Genomic DNA, 26,087 nt, shown 5'->3' with positions numbered 1-26,087 from the left:
GGGTACGGGCACTCGTCGTAGTCCCCGTCCTAGTAGGCCTGGGCCAGCATGCCGCAGTACCCGTAGGGCTCCGTCGTGTAGTACAGGAACCCCTCGAAACCGAGTGGCTGCCCGATCTTGGTAGTAGGAGCTGCCGACGGTGTGAAGATGTGCAACTCGCCACTGATACTGACCGCCCCGTACCGGTCGGCGAACGCCCGGTAGTCCGCGGGTAGTTGGAAACCGAGCTCCGCGGCCCCGAGGTCCCAGGGGACCGGGATCACCCCGTCCGCAGGCGGCGGCCCGATCACCGTGCCGAGCCGGTCCAGCATCTCCTCGATGTCCACGCCCACTCCCGTCAGCCGTCCGTTCCCGCCGGAGGCTATCCGCCTGCGGTGACACCGGAAGTGGGTAGGGCCCAGCCTGACGGTGTCTTGGCGCCCGAGCCGTGTGGGAGGCTCCACTTCCATGCTCACCCGACCGGGACAACATAATCGAACTCACGATCACCAGGCTCGATTGAGCAACAGCTGCTCAGTAGGGTCGGGGACTGGCGCGGTGGCTGATGCTCCGTTTCCAGTCCCCGACCCTACTGAGAACCGGGAGCGCCCACCCTGCGTCGTAGGCTGACGATGCTGCCGGGGTCCGGCAGCGGCCCGGCAGGGTCCGAACGGAAGTCAAGGGCGACAGGCACGATGAGAGATCGCGGCGGGACGAGTACCAGCAACCGCCCCGGCGCGGTACGGCGGGCGGCGTCCAACGACCCGGCCCTCCGGGCGCTCACCCGCCTCCCGCTGACGACGGTGTACGTGCTGCTGCTGACCGCGATGGCCTGGTGGCTCGCCGGCCAGAGCAGGGCCGGGCGGGCCCGGTTCGTCCGGCACAACAGCAGCAACGTGCACCACATGGAGGTCGGCAAGTGGTGGACGCTGTTCACCAGCGGTCTTGTGGTGGACGGTGTGCCCGCCTGGGCCGGCATCGTGGCGGTCGCCGTCGTGGTCGGGCTGGCCGAGTGGCGCTGGGGAGCCGCCCGCACCGCCGTGGTCTTCCTCCTCGGGCACCTGGGCGCCACCCTGCTCACCGAGGGTGCGATGTGGGTGATGCTCAGCACCGGAATCCCGGGCGCGCTCTCCCGCGCCCGGGACGTCGGCATCAGCTACGGCCTGGTCGCCACCGGCGGCTTCCTGCTCGCCCTCGGCCCCGCCCGGCTGGGGCGGTACGGGCTACCGGCCCTCGCCGTGCTGCTGGCGGTCGCCTGGGCACTCGACCAGGAACTCGCCGACGCCGGCCACCTGATCGCCCTCGGCATCGGCGTCCTGGCCTCCCGTTCACCCTGGCTGCGCCGGCCGCGCACCGCCTAGTACTCCAGCAGGACTTCGACCCCGAGTGCCTGAAGTTGCTCGCGCTGCTCGGCGCTCAGTCCGAGTGGTTGGTGCCGTCGCCGGCCGCCTACACGGCCGCCGCCGGAAGCGGCGCAGCACCCGCCGGCCCGGCCTCAGGGCCGGGCGGGCTGACCGAGCAGGCAAAACATCGAAGTCCTGCTGCGCCGCGGCACCGCCGCCCGGCTGCCGGGGGCCGGGCTCCGTCAGAACGGGAACCGGCTCCGCCCGTGCTGGATCGAGATCCACTTCACCGTGGTGAACGCCTCGACCGTCGCCTCCCCGTTCAACCGCCCGACGCCCGAGTTCTTCTCGCCGCCGAACGGCACGATGGCCTCGTCGTGGATGGTCCCGTCATTGACGTGGACCATGCCGGTCTCGATCCGCTTGGCCACCCGCACCCCGCGCTCGACGTCGCCGGTGTGCACCGCGCCGCTCAGGCCGAACGGCGTGGCATTGGCGATCCGGATCGCCTCCTCCTCGCCGTCGAAGGGCACCAGCACGACCACGGGCCCGAACAGCTCCCGCTGCAGGATCTCCGACTCGGCCGGGACGTCCGTCAGCACCACCGGCTCCATCAGCGTCCCGGTCACGCCGCCCCGCAGCAGGACCGTCGCGCCTTCCGCGACCGCCTCGTCCACCTGTGCGCCGATCGCCTCCGCCTGGGCGCTGTTGATCAGCGGACCGAGCTGGGTCTCCGGATCCGCCGGGTCCCCGACCCGCAGGGTGCGGACCTTGGCGACGAACCGCTCGGTGAACTCCGCCGCCACGCTCCGGTCGACCAGCACCCGGTTCGCCGCCATGCAGACCTGGCCCTGGTGCGCGAAGCGGCTGAACACCGCGGCGTCCACGGCGTAGTCGAGGTCCGCGTCGTCCAGCACGACCAGCGCGCTGTTGCCGCCGAGCTCCAGCACCGTCCGCTTGAAGTGGCCCGCCGCCACCCGGGCGACGTGCCGGCCCACCTGGTCCGAGCCGGTGAAGGCGATCACCTTGGGCACGGGGTGCTCCAGGAAGGCGTCGCCGATCTCCGCGATGTCGGTGAGCAGCACGTTCAGCAGCCCGCCCGGCAGCCCGGCCTCCTCGAAGACCTTCGCGACCAGGGTGCCGCCGGTGACCGGGGCCTCCTGGTGCGGCTTGAGGACCACACCGTTGCCGAGGGCGAGCGCGGGCGCGACGGCCTTGAGCGAGAGGAAGAACGGGAAGTTGAACGGGCTGATCACGCCGATCACACCCACCGGCAGCCGGTACAGCCGGTTCTCCTTGCCGTCCACCGGCGACGGCAGGATCCGCCCCTCCGCGCGCAGCGACAGCTGCATGCACTCGCGCAGCATGTCCTTGGAGAGCGACAGCTCGAACGCCGCCTTGAGCCGGGTGCCGCCGAGCTCGGCGATGATCGCCTCGGTGATCTCCTGCTCGCGCTCCTCGATGACCCGCAGCGCCCGCTCGAACACCAGCCGCCTGCTGTACGGGTTGAGCCGGCTCCACTCCCGCTGCACCCGCTCGGCGGCCCGGTACGCCTCGTCGACCTGGGCGACCGTGGCGACGGTGAAGGAGGCCAGCTTCTCACCGTTGTAGGGGTTCAGATCGACGATGTCCCACGAACCGCTGCCGGCCTGCCACCGGCCGTCGACGTACTGCTGCGACAGTTCAGAGAAGTAGGACATCCGATCCCCTTTCCGGGTTTTCAGCACGAGAACTGACTGATCGTCATCTTACTGTCGAGTCAACTCCGGCGGCCGGGAAAGCGGAACAGCGCCTGCCCGGGCCGGAAGAGCTCAGCAGCGCACGCCCGGGCCGGAAAAGCGCAACGGCACCTGCCCCCAACTGGTCGGGGAGAGGGCAGGTGCCGTCTGAACCGCTATGCCCGGCGGCGCTGACGGGCGGGCGGGTGGTGCAGCCGGGCGGGAAGATGCCCGGCGGTTCATGAGAGGGTTGTCGGACCACCCACCGTTGTCGGGTCACATCGTCGGACCACGTTGTCAGACGACGAGCGGGCGATCGGTCGGCCGGATCGGAGCGGGCAGCGGGGTCTTGCCGCCCAGGTACCTGTCCACCGCAGCGGCCGCGGAACGGCCCTCGGCGATGGCCCAGACGATCAGCGACTGTCCGCGACCGGCGTCACCGCAGACGTACACGCCGTCCACACTGGTGCCGAACTTCCCATCACGGGCGATATTACCTCGTGCGTCCAGCTCCACGCCCAGCTGCTCGACCAGGCCGTTCTTCACGTCCGTGCCGGTGAAGCCCATGGCCAGGGTGACCAGCTGCGCCGGGATCGACCGCTCGGTGCCCGGGACTGGTGTGAGTCGGCCGTCCTTGAACTCGACCTCGACCAGGTGGAGTTCGGCCACGTTGCCGTCCGCGTCCCCGGTGAAGCGGGTGGTGCTGACCGCGTAAACCCGCTCGCCGCCCTCCTCGTGCGCCGAGGTGACCTTGTAGGTCATCGGCATGGTCGGCCAGGGCTGGTGCTCGGGGCGCTCGTCGCCCGGCCGCGGCATGATCTCCAGCTGGGTGACCGACGCCGCGCCCTGGCGGTGGGCGGTGCCCACGCAGTCCGCGCCGGTGTCGCCGCCGCCGATGACCACCACGTGCTTGCCCTTGGCGCTGATCGGCGACTCGACGAAGTCGCCCTCCTGCACCTTGTTGGCCAGCGGCAGGTACTCCATCGCCTGGTGGACGCCCTTCAACTCCCGTCCGGGAACGGGCAGGTCACGAGCGGTGGTGGCGCCGGCGGCCAGCACCACCGCGTCGAAGCGCTCGCGCAGCTGCTGGCCGGTGATGTCCTCGCCGACGTGCACCCCCGTGCGGAACCGGGTGCCCTCCGCACGCATCTGCTCGATCCGGCGGTTGATGTGGCGCTTCTCCATCTTGAACTCGGGGATGCCGTAACGCAGCAGACCGCCGATCCGGTCCGCACGCTCGTACACCACCACGGTGTGCCCGGCCCGGGTGAGCTGCTGGGCGGCGGCGAGTCCCGCCGGTCCCGAGCCGACCACCGCAACCGTCTTGCCGGAGAGGCGCTCGGGCACCTGCGGGGTGACCCCGCCCCGGTCCCAGGCCTTGTCGATGATGGTGACCTCGACGTTCTTGATGGTCACCGCGTCCTGGTTGATCCCCAGCACGCACGCCGACTCGCACGGGGCCGGGCACAGCCGGCCGGTGAACTCCGGGAAGTTGTTGGTGGCGTGCAGCCGCTCGATCGCGCCCTTCCAGTCGTCCCGCCAGGCGAGGTCGTTCCACTCGGGGATGAGGTTCCCCAGCGGGCAGCCGTTGTGGCAGAACGGGATGCCGCAGTCCATGCAGCGGCCGGCCTGCTTGGTGATGATCGGCAGCAGGCTGCGCTCGACGTAGACCTCGTTCCAGTCCCGGATCCGGACGTCGACCGGGCGCCGCTCCGCCAGCTGCTTGGGCGTGGTCAGGAAGCCCTTGGGGTCAGCCATGTGCCGCCTCCATCATCTTGCGAGTGGTCTCGGACTCGGAGAGTCCATCGCGCTCAGCGGCGTCCTTGGCGGCGAGCACAGCCTTGTAGTCGGTCGGCATGATCTTGGAGAAGCGGGATACCCCGCTGCCCCAGTCAGCCAGGAGCTCGGCGGCGACGGTCGAGCCGGTCTCCTCGTAGTGCTGCTGCACGGTCTCGCGCAGCCAGTCGCGGTCCGCCGAGTCCGGAGCCTCGATGCCGACCATGCCGCCGTTGACGTTGGCCGGGCGCAGGTCCAGGACGTACGCGGTACCGCCGGACATGCCCGCGGCCAGGTTGCGCCCGGTCTCGCCGAGGATGACGACCCGGCCGCCGGTCATGTACTCCAGGCCGTGGTCGCCCACGCCCTCGACCACCAGGGTGGCACCGGAGTTGCGGACGGCGAACCGCTCACCGGCCTTGCCGCGCAGGTGGATCCGGCCGCTGGTGGCGCCGTAGCCGATGGTGTTGCCGGCGATCACGTGGTGCTGGGCGTCGTTGCCGATCGCGGCGGCCTCGCGGGCCGGGCGGACGATCACCACACCGCCGGAGAGACCCTTTCCGACGTAGTCGTTGGCGTCGCCCTCCAACCGCAGTGTGATGCCCTTGGGCACGAAGGCCCCGAAGGACTGCCCGGCCGAGCCGGTGAAGGTGACGTCGATCGTCCCCTCCGGCAGGCCCTCGCCCTTGTACCGCTTGGTCACCTGGTGGCCGAGCATCGTGCCGACCGTGCGGTTGACGTTGCGGATCGGCAGCTGGATGCGGACCGCGTCGCCGCGCTCCAGGGCGTCCTCGGCCAGCTCGATCAGCTCGTTGTCCAGGGCCTTGTCCAGCGCGTGGTCCTGGTCGGTGGTGCGGTGCCGGGCCGCGCCCTCGGGCAGTTCGGGGACGTGGAACAGCGGGGCCAGGTCGAGCCCGGCGGCCTTCCAGTGGTCGATCGCGGCGGTGGCGTCGATGTGCTCGGCGTGGCCGACGGCTTCCTCGATCGAGCGGAAGCCCAGCTCGGCGAGGATCTCGCGGACCTCCTCGGCGATGAACTCGAAGAAGTTGACCACGAATTCGGGCTTGCCCGAGAAGCGCTCGCGCAGCACCGGGTTCTGGGTGGCCACGCCGACCGGGCAGGTGTCCAGGTGGCAGACCCGCATCATGATGCAGCCGGAGACCACCAACGGCGCGGTCGCGAAGCCGAACTCCTCGGCGCCGAGCAGCGCGGCGATCACCACGTCGCGGCCGGTCTTCAGCTGGCCGTCGGTCTGCACCACGATCCGGTCGCGCAGCCCGTTGAGCAGCAGGGTCTGCTGGGTCTCGGCGAGGCCGAGCTCCCAGGGGCCGCCCGCGTGCTTCAGCGAGGTCAGCGGCGAGGCGCCGGTACCGCCGTCGTGGCCGGAGACCAGCACCACGTCCGCGTGTGCCTTGGAGACGCCGGCGGCGACCGTGCCGACACCGACCTCGGAGACCAGCTTCACATGGATGCGGGCGTCCGGGTTGGCGTTCTTGAGGTCGTGGATCAGCTGGGCCAGGTCCTCGATGGAGTAGATGTCGTGGTGCGGCGGCGGCGAGATCAGGCCGACACCCGGGGTGGAGTGCCGGGTCTTGGCGACCCACGGGTAGACCTTGTGGCCGGGCAGCTGGCCGCCCTCACCGGGCTTGGCGCCCTGCGCCATCTTGATCTGGATGTCGTCCGCGTTGACCAGGTACTCGCTGGTGACGCCGAACCGGCCGGAGGCCACCTGCTTGATCGCCGAGCGGCGCTCCGGGTCGTACAGCCGGTCCGGGTCCTCGCCGCCCTCACCGGTGTTGGACTTGCCGCCGAGGCGGTTCATCGCGATCGCCAGCGTCTCGTGCGCCTCACGCGAGATGGAGCCGTACGACATGGCGCCGGTGGAGAAGCGCTTGACGATCTCCGAGACCGGCTCGACCTCGTCGATCGGCACCGGCGTACGGCCGAGCGCATCCAGCTCGAACAGACCGCGCAGGGTCATCAGCCGCTCGGACTGCTCGTTCACCCGGCCGGTGTACTGCTTGAAGATGTCGTACCGGCGCGAGCGGGTCGAGTGCTGCAGCCGGAAGACGGTGTCCGGGTCGAACAGGTGCGGCTCGCCCTCGCGGCGCCACTGGTACTCGCCACCGATCTCCAGTGCGCGGTGCGCGGCGGAGATCCCGGAGGCCGGGTACGCCTTGACGTGCCGGGCGGCCACCTCCTTGGCGATCTCGTCCAGGCCGATGCCGCCGAGCTTGGTGGTGGTGCCCGCGAAGTAGGAGTCCACCAGCTCCTGGGAGAGGCCGATCACCTCGAACACCTGGGCGCCGCGGTAGGAGGCGACCGTCGAGATGCCCATCTTCGACATGACCTTGAGCACGCCCTTGCCGAGCGCCTTGATCAGGTTCCTGATGGCCTTCTGCGGCTCGACACCATCGGTGCCGTGCTCGTTGACGAACGTGCCCTGGGCGACCAGGTCCTCGACCGACTCCATCGCCAGGTACGGGTTGACCGCGCCGGCGCCGTAGCCGACCAGCAGCGCCACGTGGTGCACCTCGCGGACGTCACCGGCCTCGACGACCAGCGAGACCTGGGTGCGCTGCTTGGTGCGGATCAGGTGGTGGTGGACGGCCGAGGTGAGCAGCAGCGAGGGGATCGGCGCGTGCTCGGCGTCCGAGTGCCGGTCGGAGAGGACGATGATCCGCGCACCGTCGGCGATCGCCGCGTCCGCCTCGGCCGCGATCTCGGCGAGCCGTCCGGCCAGGCCCTCGCCGCCGCCGGCGACCCGGTACAGGCCCGACAGGGTGACGGCCTTCAGGCCCGGCTGGTCGCCGTCGGCGTTGATGTGGATGAGCTTGGCCAGCTCGTCGTTGTCGATCACCGGGAAGGTGATGCCGACCGAGCGGCAGTGCGACGGGCTGGCGTCGAGCAGGTTGCCCTCGGGGCCGAGGTTGCTCAGCAGCGAGGTGACCAGTTCCTCGCGGATGGCGTCCAGCGGCGGGTTGGTGACCTGCGCGAACAGCTGGACGAAGTAGTCGAACAGCAGGCGCGGCTTCTCGGAGAGCGCGGCGATCGGCGAGTCGGTGCCCATCGAACCGAGCGCCTCGGCGCCGGTCCTGGCCATCGGCGCCAGGATGACCCGCAGCTCCTCCTCGGTGTAGCCGAAGGTCTGCTGGCGGCGCGTCACCGAGGCGTGGGTGTGGTGGATGTGCTCGCGCTCGGGCAGCTTGGCGAGCTGGATCTGCCCGGCGGCGACCCACTCCTCGTAGGGGTGCTCGGCGGCGAGCGCGGACTTGATCTCCTCGTCCTCGACGATCCGGCCCTCGGCCGTGTCGATCAGGAACATCCGGCCGGGCTGCAGCCGGCCCTTCCTGACCACCTTCGTGGGCGCGACGTCCAGCACGCCGACCTCGGAGGAGAGCACGACCAGGCCGTCCTCGGTGACCCAGTACCGGGCGGGGCGCAGGCCGTTGCGGTCCAGGACCGCGCCGATCTGGGTACCGTCGGTGAAGGTGACGCAGGCCGGACCGTCCCAGGGCTCCATCAGGTTGGAGTGGTACTGGTAGAAGGCGCGCCGGGCCGGGCTCATCGTGGCGTGGTTCTCCCACGCCTCCGGGATCATCATCAGCACCGAGTGCGGTAGCGAACGCCCGCCGAGGTGCAGCAGCTCCAGGACCTCGTCGAAGGACGCCGAGTCGGAGTGGTCGGGGGTGCAGATCGGGAAGATCCGGCTCAGGTCGCCCTGGATGAGGTCGGTGGCGAGCTGGGACTCGCGGGCCGTCATCCAGTTGCGGTTGCCCTTGACCGTGTTGATCTCGCCGTTGTGCGCGACGAAGCGGTACGGGTGGGCGAGCGGCCAGCTCGGGAAGGTGTTGGTGGAGAACCGCGAGTGCACCAGACCGATCGCGGAGGCGTAGAGCCGGTCCGACAGGTCGGGGAAGAACGGCTCCAGCTGGCCGGTGGTCAGCATGCCCTTGTAGACGATGGTGCGCGCGGACAGTGAGGGGAAGTACACCCCGGCCTCACGCTCAGCCCGCTTGCGCAGCACGAAGGCGACCCGGTCCAGCTCGATTCCGGTCTTCTCGCCGTGGCTGACGAACAACTGCCTGAACCGCGGCATCACGCTGCGCGCAGTGGCGCCCAGCAGGTCGGGGGCGACCGGGACACCGCGCCAGCCGAGGACGGTGAGGCCCTCCTCGGTCGCGATGGCCTGGATCTTCGCGACGGCGGCGAGGTCGGCCTCGTCCTCGTCCGGGAGGAAGGCGATGCCGACGGCGTACGAGCCGGCGGCGGGGAGCTCGAAGGAGACCTTGGAGCGCAGGAAGGCGTCCGGGATCTGGGTCAGGATGCCCGCACCGTCACCGGAGTCCGGCTCGGCGCCGGTGGCACCCCGGTGCTCCAGGTTGCGCAGCACGGTCAGCGCCTGCTCGACGATCGTGTGGTCGGCGGTGCCGGTCAGCGTGGCGACGAAGCCGACGCCGCAGGCGTCGTGCTCGTTGCGCGGGTCGTACAGACCCTGGGCCTTGGGGCGCGCATCCGGAACGAGCGCGTACGGGCGGCTGACCTGCCCGGGCTCGTTGGCGGAGTGCGTGGATGCAGGCAGCATCGGCTCTCCCGTCGTCGTCATTGGCAAGTTGCTGAGTGCAATAGGGACGACGTTGGCCCTGATGCGATGTCGTGCAGGTTACATAATGCTGAAGGTCCCGAGAAGTGGAATACGACGTCCACATCGCGGACAGAAGGCCCAGTTCGCGGGGGTTTCCCGACTGGCGGCCGGTGCGAGGAGAGGCGAACGCCTGTCCGCACGTTGCCACCAGTGTGCCCCCGCCCACCCGTCCCGAAACAGGGGCGAAATCCGCCGTCCACATGCCGAGAACAACACTGCCTGCGATTCCATCTCCAGCGGCGGGCCGTCGGACAGGATTCTGCGGTCCAATCCGCCCGCAGGCGGGGTTAGGCCAGGCCACACCCCCTGGCCCATGTGCGGAACATCACGCAGTCGGTGGCATATCCATGCGGTCCGTCGTACAGACCCACAGCGGAAGAGCGCGCCCGACGGGCCCCTCCCCCACCCCCGTGCAAGCCCTCCGCGAAGTCGCTACCGCAATGTCGAGAGGGGCGCGGGGAACCGCGTGAACGACCGCCCACCTCCACGGAGGGCTGGCCGGACGGTTCCCCGCGCCCCTGGTGTCACCGCCGGCAGGGCGGCCTCAGCCGACGTGCCCGCCGATCAGCGCACCGAGCAGGTACGTCACCCCCGCCGCCGCACTGCCGAGCACCAGCTGCCGCAGCCCGCTGAACCACCAGCTCCGCGCGGTCACTCGGGCGACCACCGCGCCGCACACGAACAGCCCGATCAGCGAGAGCACCAGCGCCGGCAGCAGCGAGGCGGCCCCCAGCAGGTACGGAAGCAACGGCACCAGCGCACCGACCGCGAAGCACAGGAACGACGAGGCCGCCGCGACCAGCGGCGAGGGCAGGTCGTTCGGGTCTATGCCCAGCTCCTCCCGGGCGTGGATCTCCAGCGTCTGGTCCGGGTCGGCGGACAGCTGTCGGGCGACCTCGTGGGCGAGCTCCGGCTCGACACCGCGCGCGATGTACAGCTGGGCCAGCTCGGCCAGCTCACCGTGCGGGTTGCGGCTGAGTTCCAGCCGTTCGGCCTCGATCTCGGCCTCGACCAGCTCGCGCTGGGAGGCCACCGAGGTGTACTCGCCGGCCGCCATCGAACAGGCACCGGCGGCGAGGCCCGCGAGGCCGGTGAGGACGACCGTGCTGCTGCCGACGGCGCCACCGACCACGCCGGTCATCAGAGCGAAGTTGGAGACCAGTCCATCCATCGCGCCGAACACCGCCGGACGGAGCCAGCCGCCGTTGACATCGCGGTGGTGGCCCTCCGCCGGGATGCGCGGCTTGGGCTGGTCGTCCAGGTTCGGCTGGGCGATGGTCGCGGTCATGGTCGGTCGGCCTCCGTTCGAACACTTCTCCCGGCCCGGCCGGGTCTCACCTTTCCTAAACTAGTCCGAACTTTAGACGGATTCCAGGAAAGTAAGGCTGTCCGAACACGGCTCCAGCCGCCCACCACCAAGACGGTGGGGGCGGCCGGAGCTCGGCGTAGGCCCAGGTCAGGACGGTTCGGTCGACTTCCTCTCGGCCACCGGTCGCGGCTCGGCCGGCACGGGGCTCGGCGAGGGCACGCTCTCCTTGCCGGACTTGGTCAGGTCCGGGCCGGACTGTGTCAGGTCCTTTCCGGACTCCGCCGGCTCCTCGGCCAGGGCCGCCGGGTCGATCGAGTCCGGAGCCTCCCGACCCGGGCGCTTCCTGCCGACGATCACCAGGTACGCGACGGCACCGAGGAAGACCACGATCGCGGTCCAGTCGTTCAGCCGCAGGCCCAGGATGTGGTGCGCCTCGTCGATCCGCAGGTACTCGATCCAGGCCCGGCCCACCGTGTAGGCGGCGACGTAGAGCGCGAAGGCCCGGCCGTGGCCGAGGGTGAACCGGCGGTCGGCCCAGAGCACCAGCAGCGCGACACCGACGCACCAGAGCGACTCGTACAGGAAGGTCGGGTGGTAGACGCCCTCCACCACCGTGCCGTCCGGCAGCACCTTGTGGATCTTCAGGCCCCAGGGCAGGGTGGTCGCCTTGCCGTAGAGCTCCTGGTTGAACCAGTTGCCCCAACGGCCGCAGGCCTGGGCCAACGCGATACCGGGAGCGATGGCGTCCGCGTACGCGGGCAGCGGGACACCTCGGCGGCGGGCACCGATCCAGGCACCGACCGCGCCCAGGGCGATGGCACCCCAGATGCCGAGGCCGCCCTCCCAGATCTTGAATGCGTTCCAGGGGTCCTTGCCGGCACCGAAGTACAGCTGGTGATCGGTGATCACGTGGTAGAGCCGGCCGCCGACCAGTCCGAACGGGACGGCCCAGACGGCGATGTCACCGACGGTGTGCTTGGCGCCGCCGCGGGCGACCCAGCGCTTGCTGCCGAGCCACACGGCCACGACGACACCGATGATGATGCAGAAGGCGTAGGCGCGCAGCGGGACGGGTCCGAGGTAGAGGACCCCCCGCGACGGGCTCGGGATGTAAGCGAGTTCCATGACAAGGTCGACGCTACCGGACCCTGCCCGGCGGATCGGCATCGGACAGGGTCACAGCTTCCGAACAGTCCTCTCTTTTCCCGTAGGGCTGCCGCTCGGCGCCGTCAGGGCGAGGGCGGCGTGTTGGGCTCGGACGCGGTGGTGGTCGGAGCCGGGCTCTCGTTGCCGGAGCCGGTGGTGCCCAGCGGCTTGCCCTGGTTGGCCGCGTCGACCCACTTGACCAGGTTCTCCGCGGTGATCGGCTCGTCACCGTTCTTCGGGTAGACCGGCGTTCCGTTGAGCAGCACGGTCGGGGTGGACTTGTAGCTGGACTTGTCGAAGTCCTGCTGCACCGCGGAGACCCAGCCGCCGTACTTGTTGTCGTTCACGCAGCTCTCGAAGGCCGGTGTGTCCAGCCCGTTGACCTGCTTGGACAGCTTGATCAGGGTCGCCTTGTTCGCGAAGGAGTCGGAGGTCTCCGCCGGCTGGTTGCGGTAGAACACGTCGTGCAGGTCGCGGAAGTGGCCCGCGTCCTGGGCGCAGGCCAGCGCGTTGGCGCCGTTCTTGGAGCCCTTGCCGCCGAGTGAGCGGTCGATGAACGAGACGATGTGGTAGTTGACGTACAGCTTGCCCTGGTCCTCCAGCCGGTCGATGGTGGGCGCGAAGCTCCGCTCGAAGGCGCCGCAGGCGGGGCACCGCGGGTCCTCGTAGACGGTGAGCACGGAGGGCGCGTTGGCCGCTCCGGACGGGATCATCAGCTTCTTGTCGCCGATCGCGCCGAGGGGCGCGGCGGCCGGGGTCTCCGGCTTGGAACGCTGGTTCTGCACCACCACGCCGGCCACCACCGCGACCGCGGCCACCGCGGCCACCACACCGCCGACGCCCAGCTTCTTGTTGCGCTTGGCGCGCGCCTCGTCGGCCGCGCGCTCCTCCAGCATCCGCTCGCGGGCGCTGCGCTTGCCTTCGCGGTTCTTCTCGCTCATACCTGCTGTGTCCAACCTGCTGTCCAAGGTGGGTTCGAGGGTCGGGGGTCTGCCGGTGCCCGGCTAGGCGGTCAGCCAGGCGTCTGCCGAGAGCCTGGTGCGCGGCCGGAGCAGCAACCAGGCGGCGAGCAGCAGGAAGCCGCAGTCGCGCAGGATCTCCTGCAGGTACTCGGTCTTCGAGACGTCGACCGCCCCGCCGCCGCCGAAGCAGCCGCAGTCGATCGAGATGCCGCGCGCCCACGCGGAGCTGATCCCGCCGATGAAGGTGAGCAGCAGCACGGCGGAGACGACGGCGACCGCGCGCACGCCCAGGCCGATCACCAGCAGCAGCGCGAGCGCCACCTCCAGGAACGGCAACCCGTAGCCGACCGGCTTGACCAGTGACTCCGGCAGGATCTCGTACGCCCGCACCGCCTGCGCCGCCTCGGCCGGATCGGCGATCTTCGCCAGCCCGGCCCAGCCCCAGACCGCCGCCAGGGCCAGCCGCACGGCCAGCCCCACCCACTGCCCCACCGGCCCGTCCACCGCCCGCCGCAGCACCGGCTCGGTGCCGGCCGGCGACTCAGCCATCTGACTGGCCATCGGGTGTCTCCCTCGGTCTCACTCCCGCTCACGCTTCCTGATGAACCGTAGGGGAAGAGTGATGGTTCCTCACAATTCGTACGTTACGCCGAATGAGTGACATCTGGAGGGCTGTTGTCCCGATCTGTTCAGTCGTTCCGCAGGGGCGCGGGGCCCGCTACCGCGTCCTGCGGCCGCCCGTACAGCTCCTCGCACCCTTGGCCGCCGCATGGCCGACGGCATGGCCGCGATGCGCCTGCGCCCGGTGGGCCCGCACCGCCGTGGCCGGCCGGGTGGCCTCCCCGCACACCACGGCGTCCCGCTCGGCCCGCTCCGCCCCTCGCGCGGCCAGCGCATGCCCGACGGCCGCCTCCAGGCCGACGGCCGCGCAGAGCGTCAGCGCGGCAGCGGCGGCCCGCAGGAGCACGGCGCGTTGGAGGCCCGGCACGGACTTGCCCCCCTCACAGCGGTCATGGACGGCGACGGTGCACGAACCACTTGGAGCGGACGGCACCGTACAGTGGTCCCTCCACTCAACGCCGGTCAATCGCCGCTGATGCGTGAGCGGCCAACACTTCACTCGTACGGATTCACCACCTTCCGCACCTGCAACGGCCCGTCACCTCCCCCGAGGAGGTGACGGGCCGCCGGGACTCGAACCGTCAGCGGCGGCGGACGCCCTCCGCCAGTTCACCGGCGAGGGCGCGGACCGCGGCCAGCGCCGCGGCCTGGTCGCCGTCCGCGTCCAGGATCCGCTGGACGAAGGCGGAGCCGACGATCACACCGTCCGCGAACCGGGCCACCTCGGCGGCCTGGGCCGCGTTGGAGACGCCGAGGCCGACGCAGACCGGCAGCTCGGTGGTGGCCCGGGTGCGGGCGACCAGGTCCTCGGCCAGGTTGCCCACCGCGGCCCGGGTGCCGGTCACGCCCATCACGGCGGCCGCGTACACGAAGCCGGAGCCCGCCGCGGTGACCTCGGCCAGGCGGGCGTCCTTGCTGCTGGGGGCGACCACGAAGACGGTGTCCAGGCCGTGCTCGCCCGCCGCCTTGCGCCACTCCTCCGACTCCTCGACCGGCAGGTCGGGCAGGATGCAGCCCGCGCCGCCCGCGGCGGCCAGGTCGGCGGCGAAGCGCGCCACGCCGTAGCGGTCGACCGGGTTCCAGTACGTCATCACCAGCACCGCGGCCTCGGGGTGGGCGGCGGCCACCTCGGCCACGGTGTGCAGCACGTCCTTGATCCGGACGCCGCCGCGCAGCGCGATGTCGTCGGCGGTCTGGATGGTGGGGCCGTCCAGCACCGGGTCGGAGTGCGGCAGGCCGACCTCGACCACGTCGCAGCCGCCCTCGATCAGCGCGCCCGCCGCCTCGATCCCGCCCGCCACGGTCGGGAAACCGGCCGGGAGGTAGCCGATCAGCGCGGCGCGGTTCTCGGCCTTGGCGGCGGCCAGGACCGCGGTGAGCTTCGAAGCCATGGTCACTTGCCCTCGCTGTCGTAGAGACCGAAGTACTCGGCGGCGGTGTGCATGTCCTTGTCGCCGCGCCCGGAGAGCGAAACCAGGATGGTCGCCTCGGGGCCGAGCTCGCGGCCCAGCTCCAGCGCGCCGGCCAGCGCGTGGGCGCTCTCGATGGCCGGGATGATGCCCTCGGTACGGGACAGCAGGCGCAGCGCCTGCATGGCCTGGTCGTCGGTGACCGGACGGTACTCGGCGCGGCCGGTGTCCTTCAGCCAGGCGTGCTCGGGGCCGACCCCGGGGTAGTCCAGGCCGGCCGAGATGGAGTGGCTCTCGATGGTCTGGCCGTCCTCGTCCTGCAGGACGTAGGTGCGCGAGCCGTGCAGCACGCCCGGGTCGCCCTTGGTCAGGGTGGCCGCGTGCTTCGGGGTGTCGGCGCCCTCGCCGGCCGCCTCGCAGCCGATCAGGCGCACGCCCGTGTCCGGGATGAACTCGTGGAAGATGCCCATCGCGTTGGAGCCGCCGCCGACGCAGGCGACCACCGCGTCCGGCAGCCGGCCGGTGCGGTCCAGCACCTGCTGACGGGCCTCGACGCCGATCACCCGGTGGAAGTCGCGGACCATCATCGGGAACGGGTGCGGACCGGCCACCGTGCCGAACAGGTAGTGGGTGGAGTCCACGTTGGCGACCCAGTCGCGGAACGCCTCGTTGATGGCGTCCTTGAGGGTGCGGCTGCCGGACTTCACCGCGACGACCTCGGCGCCGAGCATCCGCATCCGGGCGACGTTCAGTGCCTGGCGCTGGGTGTCGACCTCGCCCATGTAGATGGTGCAGTCGAAGCCGAACAGCGCGCAGGCGGTGGCGGTGGCCACGCCGTGCTGGCCGGCGCCGGTCTCGGCGATGATCCGGGTCTTGCCCATCCGCTTGGTGAGCAGCGCCTGGCCCAGCACATTGTTGATCTTGTGCGAGCCGGTGTGGTTCAGGTCCTCGCGCTTGAGCAGGATCCGCGCGCCGCCCGCCTCGGCGGAGAACCGGCGGACGTCGGTGAGCGGGCTGGGGCGGCCGGTGTAGTCCCTGAGCAGGGCGTCCAGTTCGGCGGCGAAGGCCGGGTCGGTCTTGGCCTTCTCGTACTCCTCGGCGACCTGCTCGACGGCGGCGACCAGCGCCTCCGGGATGAAGCGGCCGCCGTACGCGCCGAAGTAGCCTCGCGCGTCGGGGACTTGGGCACCCGGCAGGTAGTCGTTCTCGGACATCTCTTGATACGTCCTAAGGGGTGTGATGGCTTGCGGTGACGTCGAAGCGGCTGGTTCAGCCGGACGTCCTGCGCCATCGGCGTCCCTGTACCTGGCCGGGCTCGCAGCCGATCACGTACCGCACCCGCCGCCCCAGCACCCGGCGTGCGGGCGCGCGGCAGCCGCGCGGGCGGCAACCGGGGGCGAGGCGGATGGCGATGGACATGTCTGCGGGTCAGTCCCGTCCGGTGTTGCGCAGCGCCGGGTGGGCACCGGCCGCGACCAGGTCGGCGACGGCGGCCTTCGGGTCCTTGCCGGTCACCAGCGACTCGCCGACCAGGACCGCGTCCGCGCCGAGGTTGGCGTAGGCGATCAGGTCGTGCGGGCCGCGGACGCCGGACTCGGCCACCTTGACGACGTGGTCCGGGATGGCGTCCACCACGTTGCCGAAGGTGTTGCGGTCCACCTCGAGGGTCTTGAGGTTGCGGGCGTTGACGCCGATGATCCTCGCCCCGGCGTCCAGCGCCCGGGCGATCTCCTCCTCGTCGTGCACCTCGACCAGCGGGGTCAGCCCGATCGACTCGGCCCGCTCGATGAGCGAGACCAGAGCCGGCTGATCCAGTGCCGCCACGATCAGCAGCGCGAGGTCGGCGCCGTGGGCGCGGGCCTCCCAGAGCTGGTAGGAGGTGACGATGAAGTCCTTGCGCAGGATCGGCGTGTCCACCGCGGCCCGGACGGCGTCCAGGTCGGCCAGCGAGCCGCCGAAGCGGCGCTGCTCGGTCAGCACGCTGATCGCCGCCGCACCGCCCGCCGCGTAGTCCAGCGCCAGCGCGGCCGGGTCGGCGATCGCCGCCAGCGCGCCCTTGGACGGGCTGGAGCGCTTGACCTCGCAGATCACCCGCACGCCGTCGCCGCGCAGTGCGGCCACGCCGTCCTTGGCATCCGGCGCCTTGGCGGCCAGCTCCTTGAGCTCGTCCAGGGAGACCCTGGCCTGTCGCTCGGCGAGGTCCTCCCGGACCCCGTCGATGATCTCGTCGAGCACACTCACGAGAGCGCCCCCATCATTCTCTGCTAGGCATTCGGCCAGCCGGTACCGGAGGATGACGTCCCTCCGGCCTGGCTGGTCCAGTCAAGGCCGTGGGTGGGATTAGCTCGGAACGGTGAGGATCCTGTGCGTGTCCGGACCCATCGGCTCTTCGATGGTATCGGGCGTCGGGGGCGCGCTCCTCATCAGTCCAGCGTACGTTTCGCTGGACGGACCGGCGCACGCGCCGTCCGCGCTGGTCAGCTCCGCGCCCGGCGCACTGCGCGAGTGGCCGGCTGCCCGCGGCGCCGGTCAGAGGGCCGGCGGTGCCAGGCCCGCGCCCATCGGCAGGTTGCGCAGCACCGTGAACACCACCAGGACCAGGGTCAGCAGCACGACCCCGCGCCCGCCGATGGCGAACCCCGGCGCCGGCCCGCCCGTCAGCGCCGCCCACAGCCAGCGCAGCCAGAACACCGCCGCCACCCCGGCCAGCAGCAGCACCAGCAGGTTGTCGTGGCCCGCGGTGGTCAGATCGCCCCGGGTCAGCGCGTGCACACAGCGCAGTCCGCCGCACCCCGGGCACCACCAGCCGGTCGCCCGCAGCACCGGGCAGGTGGGGTAGTGGCCCGGCGCGTTCGGGTCCACCGCCGCGATGTACGCGGTCGGCAGGGCGACGGCCGCCAGCGCGGCCAGCGGCCGGCTCAGCCGCCGCAGCACGGAGGGCCGGGGAGCGGACGGCCCGGGCTCCACGGGAATCGCTTTCATCCGGCCGATTCTGCCGTGCGGACGCGCCCGCGCGAGCGCACCGGCGGGGTGTGGCGGGAACGCGAAACGGCGGGCGTGGTGACGCCCGCCGTTCGTCGGCTGTTACCGGGTGCCGTCAGGAGACGGAGACCGCGGCCGGCTTCTCGGCCGCGACCGCAGCAGTGTGCTTGCTCGGCTGCCTGCCCATGCCCGCCATCTGCATGGCCTTGCCGACCACACCGCCGAGCAGGACGACCGCGAGACCGGCCCAGACGAGCAGGACATTCGGAAGGATCATGGCGACGCCGCTGACCAGGAAGCCGATGAAGCTGATGGTCACGCCAGTCCAGGCGGCGGGAGTGTGACCGTGCGCCTCGCGCGCTGCTGCCGACATTGATGGTGCTCCTTGAGTCTCCGGGGCCCGGCCGTGTCCGACGTGCGCCGAGCGGGGCACCCCCGGCCGGAGGCTGGGGGAGAGTTGACGTCCTCCATTGTGCCGGGCCCTCACAGACGGACCCAAGCGGGGGCGGCAATCAACCGGTGGGATCCTCGCCACGGTCCAGCGCCTGCCACAGCTCGGCCGGCGTCCCGGCGGGCTTCGGCCGCTTCCCCGCGCCCGGCGCCTGGCCGGCCGGGGCCTCGTACCGGGCCCCCATCGCGGGCCAGTCCCGCCCGGACCGCACGGTGATCAGCCCCGCCAGTGCCAGCAGCACGCCGCCCGCCACCGCGACCCAGGGCCAGGCGGTGTGGCTGGGGAGCTCGGCCTGCGCGCTCACCAGCGCCAGCTTGCGGGCCGCCTCCGCGTCCAGCGCGGAGGTGTCCGAGGCCCCGAGCGCGGAGGTCACCGCCACCCCGGCCCCGGCCAACGCCGCCAGGGCGCCGACCACGATCCGTCCGGTGCCGCGCACGGCGAACACCGCCACGGCCGCGGCCATCACCGCGAGCGTCAGCCCGGTCGGCAGTCCGGAGACCGCGCTGCCGGTGACCGAGACCGCCATCTTGGCCGGAAGCGTTCCCTCGGCCCAGGTGCGCCCCACCGCGGTCAGCACCAGCACCGCCCCCAGAGCGGTCAGCAGCAGCATCACGCCGAGGCTGCGCCGCCCGCCCCTGCGCTCGGCGGGGACGGGTGCGGCGGACTCGGACGACGTAGTAGCACTCACCCGTCCACTATCCCCGACCGCACACCCGCTCGGGTCAGCCGGGGTCCTTCGGGAACTCGTCGGTGCGGATCACCAGCGTGCGGCCCTCCAGCGGGACGTGCAGGTCCTCACCGAACGGCACCTTCTGCTGATCGGCGTACGTGCCCGACCGCTGCGGGCCGGTGTGCACGGTACAGACCGCCTCCGACGGATCGATCACCACGTAGACCGGGATGCCGCACTCGGCGTACAGGCGGAACTTCTTGACGAAGTCGTTGTCCTGGTTCGACCTGGATACCACCTCCAGCACGGCCTCCAGGTCGTGCCACTCGTAGCGGCCCCGGCTGTTGAGTTCGGCGTTGGGGGACACGACCGCCAGATCGGGCGCGTAGCCGTAGAGGCTGGACGGGAAGTCGACCATCACGTCCGACAGGAAGTCACCCCGGCCCGCCAGCTGGTCCTCGATCTGCCGGGCGGCCTTGTAGATGACCTTCCACTGGCCCATGCCCCGAGGGGTCATGATGATCTTCCCGTCCGTGATCTCGACCCGGTAGCCGCCCGGCAGGTTGACGCCCTCAAGCACGTCCCAGGCACTCTCGGTGGACATCGCGGTCATTCCGGCCGCCTCCCTCCGTGACTCAACGCCTCGACGCCATCACGACAGCGGCGCACGGAGGGTGTTCGCCGTGGCGACGGCCCGCAACACGGCCGCCGCCTTGTTGCGGCACTCGGTGTCCTCACCCTCCGGGGTGGAGTCGGCGACCACGCCCGCGCCCGCCTGGACGTAGGCGACGCCGTCCCGGAGCACGGCGGTCCGGATCGCGATCGCGGCGTCGGCGTCGCCCGCGAAGTCCAGGTAGCCGACGCAGCCGCCGTAAAGGCCGCGGCGGGTGGGCTCGAGCTCCTCGATGATCTGCATCGCGCGCGGCTTGGGCGCCCCCGAGAGCGTCCCGGCCGGGAAGCAGGCGGTGAGCACGTCGAAGGCGGTCTTCCCCTCCGCCACCTCGCCGGTGACGGTGGAGACGATGTGCATGACGTGGCTGTAGCGCTCGATCGCCATGAAGTCGACCACCTCGACACTGCCCGGCGTGCAGACCCGCCCCAGGTCGTTGCGGCCGAGGTCGACCAGCATCAGGTGCTCGGCCCGCTCCTTGGGGTCGGCCAGCAGTTCGGCGGCGAGCTCGGCGTCCTCCTGCGGGGTGGCACCGCGCGGCCTGGTGCCGGCGATGGGGTGCAGCAGCGCCTCGCCCTCCGTCACCTTGACCAGCGCCTCCGGGCTGGAGCCGACCACGTCGAAGCCGCCCTGCTCGGTGCCGTCGGGGCCGGGGAAGCGGAACAGGTACATGTACGGGCTGGGGTTGGTGGTGCGCAGCACCCGGTAGACGTCCAGCGCGCTGGCCGGGCAGGGCGTCTCGAAGCGCTGCGAGACGACCACCTGGAAGGCCTCGCCGGCCCGGATCCGCTCCTTGATCTCCTCCACGGCCCGCCCGTACGGCTCACCGCCGAACGGCGAGTGGGCGTCCACGGCGGTCGGGGTGAAGATGGCGAGCCCCGAGTCGACCGGCTTCCGCAGATCGGCCTCCATCGCGTCGAGCCGGGCCACCGCGTCCGTGTAGGCCTCGTCCACACCGCTGGCCAGGTCGTTGTGGTTGACCGCGTTGGCGATCAGCACCACCGAGCCGTCCCAGTGGTCGAGCACCGCGAGGTCGGTGGCGAGCAGCATGGTCAGCTCGGGCAGCTCGAGGTCGTCCGGGGTGCGGTCGGGCAGCTTCTCCAGCCGGCGGACGACGTCGTAGCCGAGATAGCCGACCAGGCCGCCGGTGAGCGGCGGCAGGCCGTCGTCGGCGCCGCGCGGGGTGTGCAGCGTGGCGAGCGCGGCCCGCAGCACCTCCAGCGGGTCGCCGGTGGTGGGGATGCCGACCGGCGGGGTGCCGTGCCAGTGCGCGTTGCCGTCCTGGTCGGCGGTGAGCGCGGCGGCGCTGCGCACCCCGACGAACGAGTACCGGGACCAACTCCGGCCCTGCTCGGCCGACTCCAGCAGGAAGGTGCCGGGGCGCTCGGCGGCCAGGCTGCGGTACAGACCGATGGGCGTGAGCCCGTCCGCGAGGAGCCGGCGGGTGACCGGGATGACCCGGGTGTCTACGGCGAGCTTGCGGAAGGCCTCAAGGTCCATGGGGTACTTCACCGTTCGTGAGCAGGGGCTGACGGTGGAAAGACTAGCGAGCGAGCGGCAGGACGTCGGTGTCGAAGCAGGTACGCGTGCCGGTGTGGCAGGCCGCGCCCACCTGGTCGACCCGGACCAGCAGGGTGTCGGCGTCGCAGTCCAGCGCAACGGACTTGACGTGCTGGAAGTGCCCGGAGGTGTCGCCCTTGACCCAGTACTCCTGGCGGCTGCGGCTCCAGTAGGTGCAGCGGCCGGTGGTCAGCGTGCGGTGCAGCGCCTCGTCGTCCATCCATCCGAGCATCAACACCTCGCCGGTGTCGTACTGCTGGGCGATGGCGGGGATCAGGCCGTCGGGCGTGCGCTTGAGCCGGTCGGCGATGTCAGCGGCCAGGGCGGTGCTGCCGGGGGCGGCGGGAGTGGTGGACATACCGCCATTCTCGCAGGTACCCGGGGTGGCTCGACGGTGATACCGGGCGGCACCTCGGGCAAAGGGGCGGCCGGTCGCGGGCCCGGGTGGAACCGCGGGGACGCGGCCCTACCGGTTCCCGCCGGGGCTCTCCCGGCCGTCCGCCAGATCGCCCGACGTGCAGCCCCGCCCGCCGGGCCCCTCCGACCACCCTGGCGGGTTCGCTGCCGGGTCGTCCGGCCCGGACCACGGGCAGCTCGTCGACCATGCCGACTGGGGCCTGTCCGGCGGATCTCCCCGGGCGTGCGGCGTTGGGCGCCCGGCTGGGGCCCTGGTGCCCGATGATCCCGACTCGCATCGAACACCTCGTGGTCCGGGCCGTGCCGCCGCCGGCGCAGTGCCCGGTGCCGTCCGACTCGGACCGTTGTTGTCAATCCTCTGCCAAGCCGCTGTCCGCGCGGCCACAATGGCTGCGAGCCAAGGGGGTTGAGGTGGACAAGGGACCCGTGGGGGGCGTGCCGCCGCAGGACGGCCGGGCGCGCGGACGGCGGTGGTGGATGGTGCTGCCGGCCGCGGTCGTGGTGGCGGCACTGGGCGGTCTGTTCCTGTGGCCGCAGCGGCATCGGGTGGCTCTGCCGCCACCCGTGGTGCCGACCGCGTACAGTCCGTCCGCAAGCCCGTCGAAGGTGCTGCCGTACCCCTACTTCCTGCCGGGGACGTGCTTCGACCACCAGCAGCTGAGCACCGGGATCACCAAACCCGAACAGCGCCCGTGCGCCCAGCCTCACGACGGCGAGGCGATCGCCGACATCGTGCTGCCGGACGGGCTGACCGACGACCTGGTGATCGGCCGCACGCTGCGCGAGCTGTGCCGGGCGCCGCTGGCCGAATGGGAGCAGCAGCAGGACGGCGGGCAGTACTACGGCTTCCCCGTCGGGCCGTACCTGCGGTACTACCAGCAGGGTTACCGGGACGCGACGTGCACCATGACGGTGAGCGACCACCAGGGCGGCCCGAAGACGACCGGGCACTTCCACTCGCACGTCCCCGCTGACGGCTGATCACCCGGGGTCGGGCGGCCGCCCTAGGGCAGCGTAGGCTGAGGCGCATGTCGAACTCTGCACGTACGGAGCGCCAGCGGCTTGCCGAGCTGCTGACAGCGGCCGGCCCCGATGCCCCTACGCTGTGCGAGGGGTGGACCACCCGCGATCTGGCCGCTCACCTGGTCCTGCGGGAGCGCCGGGCGGACGCGGCGCCCGGAATCCGGGTGCAGGCGCTGGCCGGCTGGACGGCACGGGTGCAGGCTGGCTACGCGGAGCGGCCGTACGAGGAGCTGGTGCAGCTGTTCCGTTCGGGGCCGCCGCGGTTGTCGCCGTTCGCGCTGCCCGGGGTGGACGAGGCCGCCAACACGGTCGAGTACTTCGTGCACGCCGAGGACGTCCGGCGCGCGGTCGAGTGGGAACCGCAGGAGGTCTCAACCGAGTTGGCCCAGGCCCTGTGGCGGCGCCTGCCGATGCTCACCCGGCTGGAGGCCGGCCGCAAGACCCCGGTACGGCTGTCGCTGCGCTGGCCGGGCACGGGCAGCCTCGAGTTCGGCCCCCGCGGCACCGACCAGGTCGAACTCACCGGCTCCCCGGCCGAGTTGACCCTCTTCACGTTCGGCCGCGGTGCCCGGACCACCCTCCAGGTCGAGGGCCCGGCCCAGGCGGTCGAGGCCTTGGGTGCCGTGCTCCCGTTGCCGCGGGACTGACCCTCCCGGAAGCCTCTCCGCGGTAACCCCTCGGGGGCCGCGCGGTGGTCCCGTACGGACCCGGGCTCGCACCGTCACGGGGTGCGGGGCGCTGAACTGCCGCCCCGCGCCCCGTGTTCGCATTCAGTGCCCACCGGGTGCGCCCCGCACTACCGCACCGGGTGTCCGGCCTCCCGCAGGGCGTTCTTGACCTCGCCGATCCGCAGGTCGCCGAAGTGGAACACGCTGGCGGCCAGCACCGCGTCGGCGCCCGCCTCCACCGCGGGGGCGAAGTCGGCGAGCTTCCCCGCCCCGCCGGAGGCGATCACCGGGATGGAGACCGCCTTGCGGACGGCCCGGATCATCTCCAGGTCGTAGCCGTCCTTCGTCCCGTCGGCGTCCATCGAGTTGAGCAGGATCTCCCCCGCTCCCAGCTCGGCCGCCCGGACCGCCCACTCGACCGCATCCAGCCCGGTGCCGCGGCGCCCCCCGTGCGTGGTGACCTCGAAGCGACAGTTGGCGGCTCCACCGCGGGCAGAGGCGGTCTCCGTCCCCTCCGGGCAGCGGCGGGCGTCGACCGACAGCACCAGCACCTGCCGGCCGAACCGCTGGGCGATCTCCCGGATCAGCTCCGGACGGGCGATCGCCGCCGTGTTGACGCCGACCTTGTCGGCGCCGGCCCGCAGCAGCCGGTCGACGTCCTCCACGGTGCGGATGCCGCCGCCCACGGTGAGCGGGATGAAGACCTGCTCGGCGGTGCGGCGGACCACGTCGTAGGTGGTCTCCCGGTCGCCGGAGGAGGCAGTGATGTCGAGGAAGGTCAGCTCGTCGGCGCCCTCGGCGTCGTAGAGCTTGGCCATCTCCACCGGGTCGCCCGCGTCGCGCAGGTTCTGGAAGTTGACTCCCTTGACCACTCGTCCGGCGTCGACGTCAAGACAGGGGATGACACGTACTGCGAGGGTCACTGCTTGCCTTCCAGGGAGGTTGCGAGCCCGGGACGGTAGGCGTCGACTTCGACCTCGACCATCATCCGGGAGTCGATCAGGCCCTCCACCACGACCATGCTCGCCACCGGGCGGATCGCGTCGAAGAGCTTCTTGTGTGCCCGGCCGACCTCTTCGGAGTCCCGGACGTGGGTGATGTACATCCGGGTGCGGACCACGTCCGCCGCGTCGAGGCCGTACCGGGCCAGGGCTTTGAGTGCCACACCGAAAGCGGCGAGGGTCTGCTGGTAGGGGTCGCCCTCACTCTGGACGACCCCGTTGTCGTAGGCGGTGCTGCCGGCCACCAGAACGAAGTCCCCGGCCCGCACGGCACGCGAGTAGCCGAACTCCTCCTCCCAGGGAGAAGCGCCGGAGATTCTCAACGAGCTTTGCGTGGCCGGGATTTCGGTCATCGGGACACAGCCTCCAGCGCCTCTTCGAGAGTGAACTTCTGCTCGTAGAGGGCCTTGCCCACAATCGCGCCCTCGACACCTTCGGGGACCAGACCGGCGATGGCGCGCAGGTCGTCCAGCGAGGAGACCCCGCCGCTGGCGACCACCGGCTTGTCGGTGGCGGCGCAGACGTTCCGCAGCAGCTCCAGGTTGGGGCCGGTCAGGGTGCCGTCGCGGTTGACGTCGGTGACCACGTAGCGGGCGCAGCCCTCGGAGTCGAGGCGGGCCAGCACCTCGTACAGGTTGCCGCCGTCGCGGGTCCAGCCGCGGCCGCGCAGGGTGGTGCCGACCACGTCCAGGCCGACCGCGATCTTGTCGCCGTGCTCGGCGATGACCTTGGCGACCCACTCGGGGCTCTCCAGGGCGGCGGTGCCGAGGTTGACCCGGGTGCAGCCGGTGGCCAGGGCGGCGGCCAGCGACTCGTCGTCGCGGATGCCGCCGGAGAGCTCGACCTTGATGTCGAGGGCGCCGGTGACCTCGCGCAGCAGCTCACGGTTGCTGCCGGTGCCGAAGGCGGCGTCCAGGTCGACCAGGTGCAGCCACTCGGCGCCGGCGTTCTGCCAGGCGAGGGCGGCGGCGAGCGGCTCGCCGAAGGAGGTCTCGGTACCGGAGGCGCCCTTGACCAGCCGGACGGCCTGACCGTCGCGGACGTCGACGGCGGGAAGGAGTTCCAAGCGGGACATCGTAAGCAACTTTCCAGGCTTCAGAGGGTGTTGACCCAGTTGGTCAGCAGGGCGGCGCCGGCGTCACCGGACTTCTCGGGGTGGAACTGGGTGGCCCAGAGCGGGCCGTTCTCCACGGCGGCGACGAACGGCTGTCCGTGCGTGGCCCAGGTGACCATCGGGGCGTTGATCCGCTGGCTGTGGGTCTCCAGCTCCCAGCGGCGCACGCCGTAGGAGTGCACGAAGTAGAACCGGGTGTCCGGGTCGAGGCCGGCGAACAGGCGGCTGCCCTCGGGGGCCTGGACGGTGTTCCAGCCCATGTGCGGGACGATCGGCGCGTCCAGCGGCTCGACGGTGCCGGGCCACTCGTCGCAGCCGGCCGTCTCCACGCCGTGCTCGACGCCGCGCTCGAACAGGATCTGCATTCCGACGCAGATTCCGAGCACCGGGCGGCCGCCGGACAGCCGGCGGCCGATGATCTGCTCGCCGCGCACCGCCTTCAGCCCGCGCATGCACGCCTCGAAGGCGCCGACGCCGGGGACCAGCAGGCCGTCCGCGTCCATCGCCTGCTGGAAGTCCGAGGTGACGGTGACGTGCGCGCCGGTGCGCTCGAGGGCGCGCTGGGCGGAGCGGAGGTTACCGGAGCCGTAGTCCAGCACCACAACATTCTTGGACATGTCAGT

General features: G+C 71.4%; 26 protein-coding genes. 3 read left to right on the top strand and 23 right to left on the bottom strand.

What is annotated here, in order from left to right:
• Nucleotides 1-29 precede the first annotated feature (29 nt).
• Complete coding sequence (locus ACWDAK_RS02450; RefSeq protein WP_427393177.1) at nucleotides 30-326, bottom strand: hypothetical protein; 297 nt, start codon at nucleotides 324-326, stop codon at nucleotides 30-32.
• Nucleotides 327-674: 348 nt separating this feature from the next.
• On the opposite strand from ACWDAK_RS02450, the gene ACWDAK_RS02445 reads away from it, so the two are divergent.
• Nucleotides 675-1,340, top strand: a complete 666-nt coding sequence (locus ACWDAK_RS02445; RefSeq protein WP_344634024.1) for a rhomboid-like protein — start codon at nucleotides 675-677, stop codon at nucleotides 1,338-1,340.
• Nucleotides 1,341-1,564: 224 nt separating this feature from the next.
• Here ACWDAK_RS02445 and ACWDAK_RS02440 read toward each other — a convergent pair whose 3' ends face one another.
• The 18 genes from ACWDAK_RS02440 to hisI form a co-directional block, all read right to left on the bottom strand.
• Nucleotides 1,565-3,022 (bottom strand): aldehyde dehydrogenase family protein, encoded by a 1,458-nt coding sequence (locus ACWDAK_RS02440; RefSeq protein ID WP_344634025.1) that lies wholly within the window; start codon nucleotides 3,020-3,022, stop codon nucleotides 1,565-1,567.
• Nucleotides 3,023-3,337: 315 nt separating this feature from the next.
• Nucleotides 3,338-4,798: a glutamate synthase subunit beta gene (locus ACWDAK_RS02435; protein ID WP_344634026.1), complete on the bottom strand. Its 1,461-nt coding sequence runs from the start codon at nucleotides 4,796-4,798 to the stop codon at nucleotides 3,338-3,340.
• Nucleotides 4,791-9,401, bottom strand: coding sequence for a glutamate synthase large subunit (gene gltB / locus ACWDAK_RS02430; protein WP_427393178.1), 4,611 nt, complete (start codon nucleotides 9,399-9,401; stop codon nucleotides 4,791-4,793). Before gltB ends, ACWDAK_RS02435 begins: the two co-directional genes overlap by 8 nt.
• Nucleotides 9,402-10,005: 604 nt before the next feature.
• Nucleotides 10,006-10,749, bottom strand: a complete 744-nt coding sequence (locus ACWDAK_RS02425; RefSeq protein WP_344634028.1) for a VIT1/CCC1 transporter family protein — start codon at nucleotides 10,747-10,749, stop codon at nucleotides 10,006-10,008.
• Between the two features lie 168 nt (nucleotides 10,750-10,917).
• Nucleotides 10,918-11,895, bottom strand: coding sequence for a prolipoprotein diacylglyceryl transferase (gene lgt / locus ACWDAK_RS02420; protein ID WP_344634029.1), 978 nt, complete (start codon nucleotides 11,893-11,895; stop codon nucleotides 10,918-10,920).
• A gap of 104 nt (nucleotides 11,896-11,999) precedes the next feature.
• On the bottom strand, nucleotides 12,000-12,857 hold the full coding sequence (locus tag ACWDAK_RS02415) for a DsbA family protein (RefSeq protein WP_344634030.1): 858 nt from the start codon (nucleotides 12,855-12,857) through the stop codon (nucleotides 12,000-12,002).
• A gap of 63 nt (nucleotides 12,858-12,920) precedes the next feature.
• Entirely contained in the window at nucleotides 12,921-13,439 is a 519-nt protein-coding gene (locus tag ACWDAK_RS02410; protein WP_344634031.1) for a MauE/DoxX family redox-associated membrane protein, read from the bottom strand.
• 157 nt (nucleotides 13,440-13,596) lie between these two features.
• Entirely contained in the window at nucleotides 13,597-13,866 is a 270-nt protein-coding gene (locus ACWDAK_RS02405) for a hypothetical protein (protein WP_427393179.1), read from the bottom strand.
• A 214-nt stretch (nucleotides 13,867-14,080) separates the two neighbouring features.
• Nucleotides 14,081-14,890 (bottom strand): tryptophan synthase subunit alpha, encoded by an 810-nt coding sequence (trpA, locus tag ACWDAK_RS02400; protein ID WP_344634033.1) that lies wholly within the window; start codon nucleotides 14,888-14,890, stop codon nucleotides 14,081-14,083.
• Nucleotides 14,891-14,892: 2 nt separating this feature from the next.
• Nucleotides 14,893-16,122: a tryptophan synthase subunit beta gene (trpB, locus tag ACWDAK_RS02395; RefSeq protein WP_344634034.1), complete on the bottom strand. Its 1,230-nt coding sequence runs from the start codon at nucleotides 16,120-16,122 to the stop codon at nucleotides 14,893-14,895.
• Between the two features lie 55 nt (nucleotides 16,123-16,177).
• Nucleotides 16,178-16,327: a tryptophan biosynthesis modulator TrpM gene (gene trpM, locus ACWDAK_RS02390; protein WP_425557496.1), complete on the bottom strand. Its 150-nt coding sequence runs from the start codon at nucleotides 16,325-16,327 to the stop codon at nucleotides 16,178-16,180.
• A 9-nt stretch (nucleotides 16,328-16,336) separates the two neighbouring features.
• Entirely contained in the window at nucleotides 16,337-17,149 is an 813-nt protein-coding gene (trpC, locus tag ACWDAK_RS02385) for an indole-3-glycerol phosphate synthase TrpC (protein WP_344634035.1), read from the bottom strand.
• A 288-nt stretch (nucleotides 17,150-17,437) separates the two neighbouring features.
• Nucleotides 17,438-17,890, bottom strand: coding sequence for a DUF2752 domain-containing protein (locus tag ACWDAK_RS02380; RefSeq protein WP_427393180.1), 453 nt, complete (start codon nucleotides 17,888-17,890; stop codon nucleotides 17,438-17,440).
• Nucleotides 17,891-18,005: 115 nt separating this feature from the next.
• The gene (locus ACWDAK_RS02375) at nucleotides 18,006-18,263 is read right to left on the bottom strand and encodes an HGxxPAAW family protein (protein WP_344634037.1); all 258 of its coding nucleotides are present in this window, start codon (nucleotides 18,261-18,263) and stop codon (nucleotides 18,006-18,008) included.
• 139 nt (nucleotides 18,264-18,402) lie between these two features.
• Nucleotides 18,403-19,029, bottom strand: a complete 627-nt coding sequence (locus tag ACWDAK_RS02370) for a TIGR02234 family membrane protein (RefSeq protein ID WP_427393181.1) — start codon at nucleotides 19,027-19,029, stop codon at nucleotides 18,403-18,405.
• A 34-nt stretch (nucleotides 19,030-19,063) separates the two neighbouring features.
• Nucleotides 19,064-19,624: a Uma2 family endonuclease gene (locus ACWDAK_RS02365; RefSeq protein WP_344634039.1), complete on the bottom strand. Its 561-nt coding sequence runs from the start codon at nucleotides 19,622-19,624 to the stop codon at nucleotides 19,064-19,066.
• Between the two features lie 39 nt (nucleotides 19,625-19,663).
• Complete coding sequence (locus tag ACWDAK_RS02360) at nucleotides 19,664-21,181, bottom strand: anthranilate synthase component I (RefSeq protein WP_427393182.1); 1,518 nt, start codon at nucleotides 21,179-21,181, stop codon at nucleotides 19,664-19,666.
• A gap of 43 nt (nucleotides 21,182-21,224) precedes the next feature.
• Entirely contained in the window at nucleotides 21,225-21,599 is a 375-nt protein-coding gene (hisI, locus tag ACWDAK_RS02355; protein WP_344634041.1) for a phosphoribosyl-AMP cyclohydrolase, read from the bottom strand.
• Nucleotides 21,600-22,069: 470 nt separating this feature from the next.
• Between hisI and ACWDAK_RS02350 the strand changes: the two genes are divergently transcribed.
• Together ACWDAK_RS02350 and ACWDAK_RS02345 are read left to right on the top strand one after the other, a co-directional pair.
• Nucleotides 22,070-22,639: a hypothetical protein gene (locus tag ACWDAK_RS02350; RefSeq protein ID WP_344634042.1), complete on the top strand. Its 570-nt coding sequence runs from the start codon at nucleotides 22,070-22,072 to the stop codon at nucleotides 22,637-22,639.
• A gap of 47 nt (nucleotides 22,640-22,686) precedes the next feature.
• Nucleotides 22,687-23,328 carry a TIGR03085 family metal-binding protein gene (locus ACWDAK_RS02345; RefSeq protein WP_344634043.1) on the top strand — a complete coding sequence of 214 codons (642 nt, stop codon included), beginning with the start codon at nucleotides 22,687-22,689 and terminating at the stop codon, nucleotides 23,326-23,328.
• A 149-nt stretch (nucleotides 23,329-23,477) separates the two neighbouring features.
• Here the strand turns inward: ACWDAK_RS02345 and hisF are convergent, their stop codons facing one another.
• From hisF to hisH, 4 genes are read right to left on the bottom strand one after another with little or no spacing between them, the layout of a single operon-like run.
• The gene (gene hisF / locus ACWDAK_RS02340; RefSeq protein ID WP_344634044.1) at nucleotides 23,478-24,272 is read right to left on the bottom strand and encodes an imidazole glycerol phosphate synthase subunit HisF; all 795 of its coding nucleotides are present in this window, start codon (nucleotides 24,270-24,272) and stop codon (nucleotides 23,478-23,480) included.
• Entirely contained in the window at nucleotides 24,269-24,703 is a 435-nt protein-coding gene (locus ACWDAK_RS02335; protein WP_344634045.1) for a RidA family protein, read from the bottom strand. The genes hisF and ACWDAK_RS02335 overlap by 4 nt, the downstream gene beginning before the upstream one ends.
• Complete coding sequence (gene priA, locus ACWDAK_RS02330) at nucleotides 24,700-25,425, bottom strand: bifunctional 1-(5-phosphoribosyl)-5-((5-phosphoribosylamino)methylideneamino)imidazole-4-carboxamide isomerase/phosphoribosylanthranilate isomerase PriA (RefSeq protein ID WP_344634046.1); 726 nt, start codon at nucleotides 25,423-25,425, stop codon at nucleotides 24,700-24,702. The genes ACWDAK_RS02335 and priA overlap by 4 nt, the downstream gene beginning before the upstream one ends.
• Before the next feature lie 20 nt (nucleotides 25,426-25,445).
• Nucleotides 25,446-26,081 carry an imidazole glycerol phosphate synthase subunit HisH gene (hisH, locus tag ACWDAK_RS02325; RefSeq protein ID WP_344634047.1) on the bottom strand — a complete coding sequence of 212 codons (636 nt, stop codon included), beginning with the start codon at nucleotides 26,079-26,081 and terminating at the stop codon, nucleotides 25,446-25,448.
• Between the last annotated feature and the right edge of the window lie 6 nt (nucleotides 26,082-26,087).

The sequence above is a fragment of the Kitasatospora sp. NPDC001175 genome, from assembly GCF_053598215.1.
This window is presented reverse-complemented; position numbering and strand designations above follow the sequence as displayed.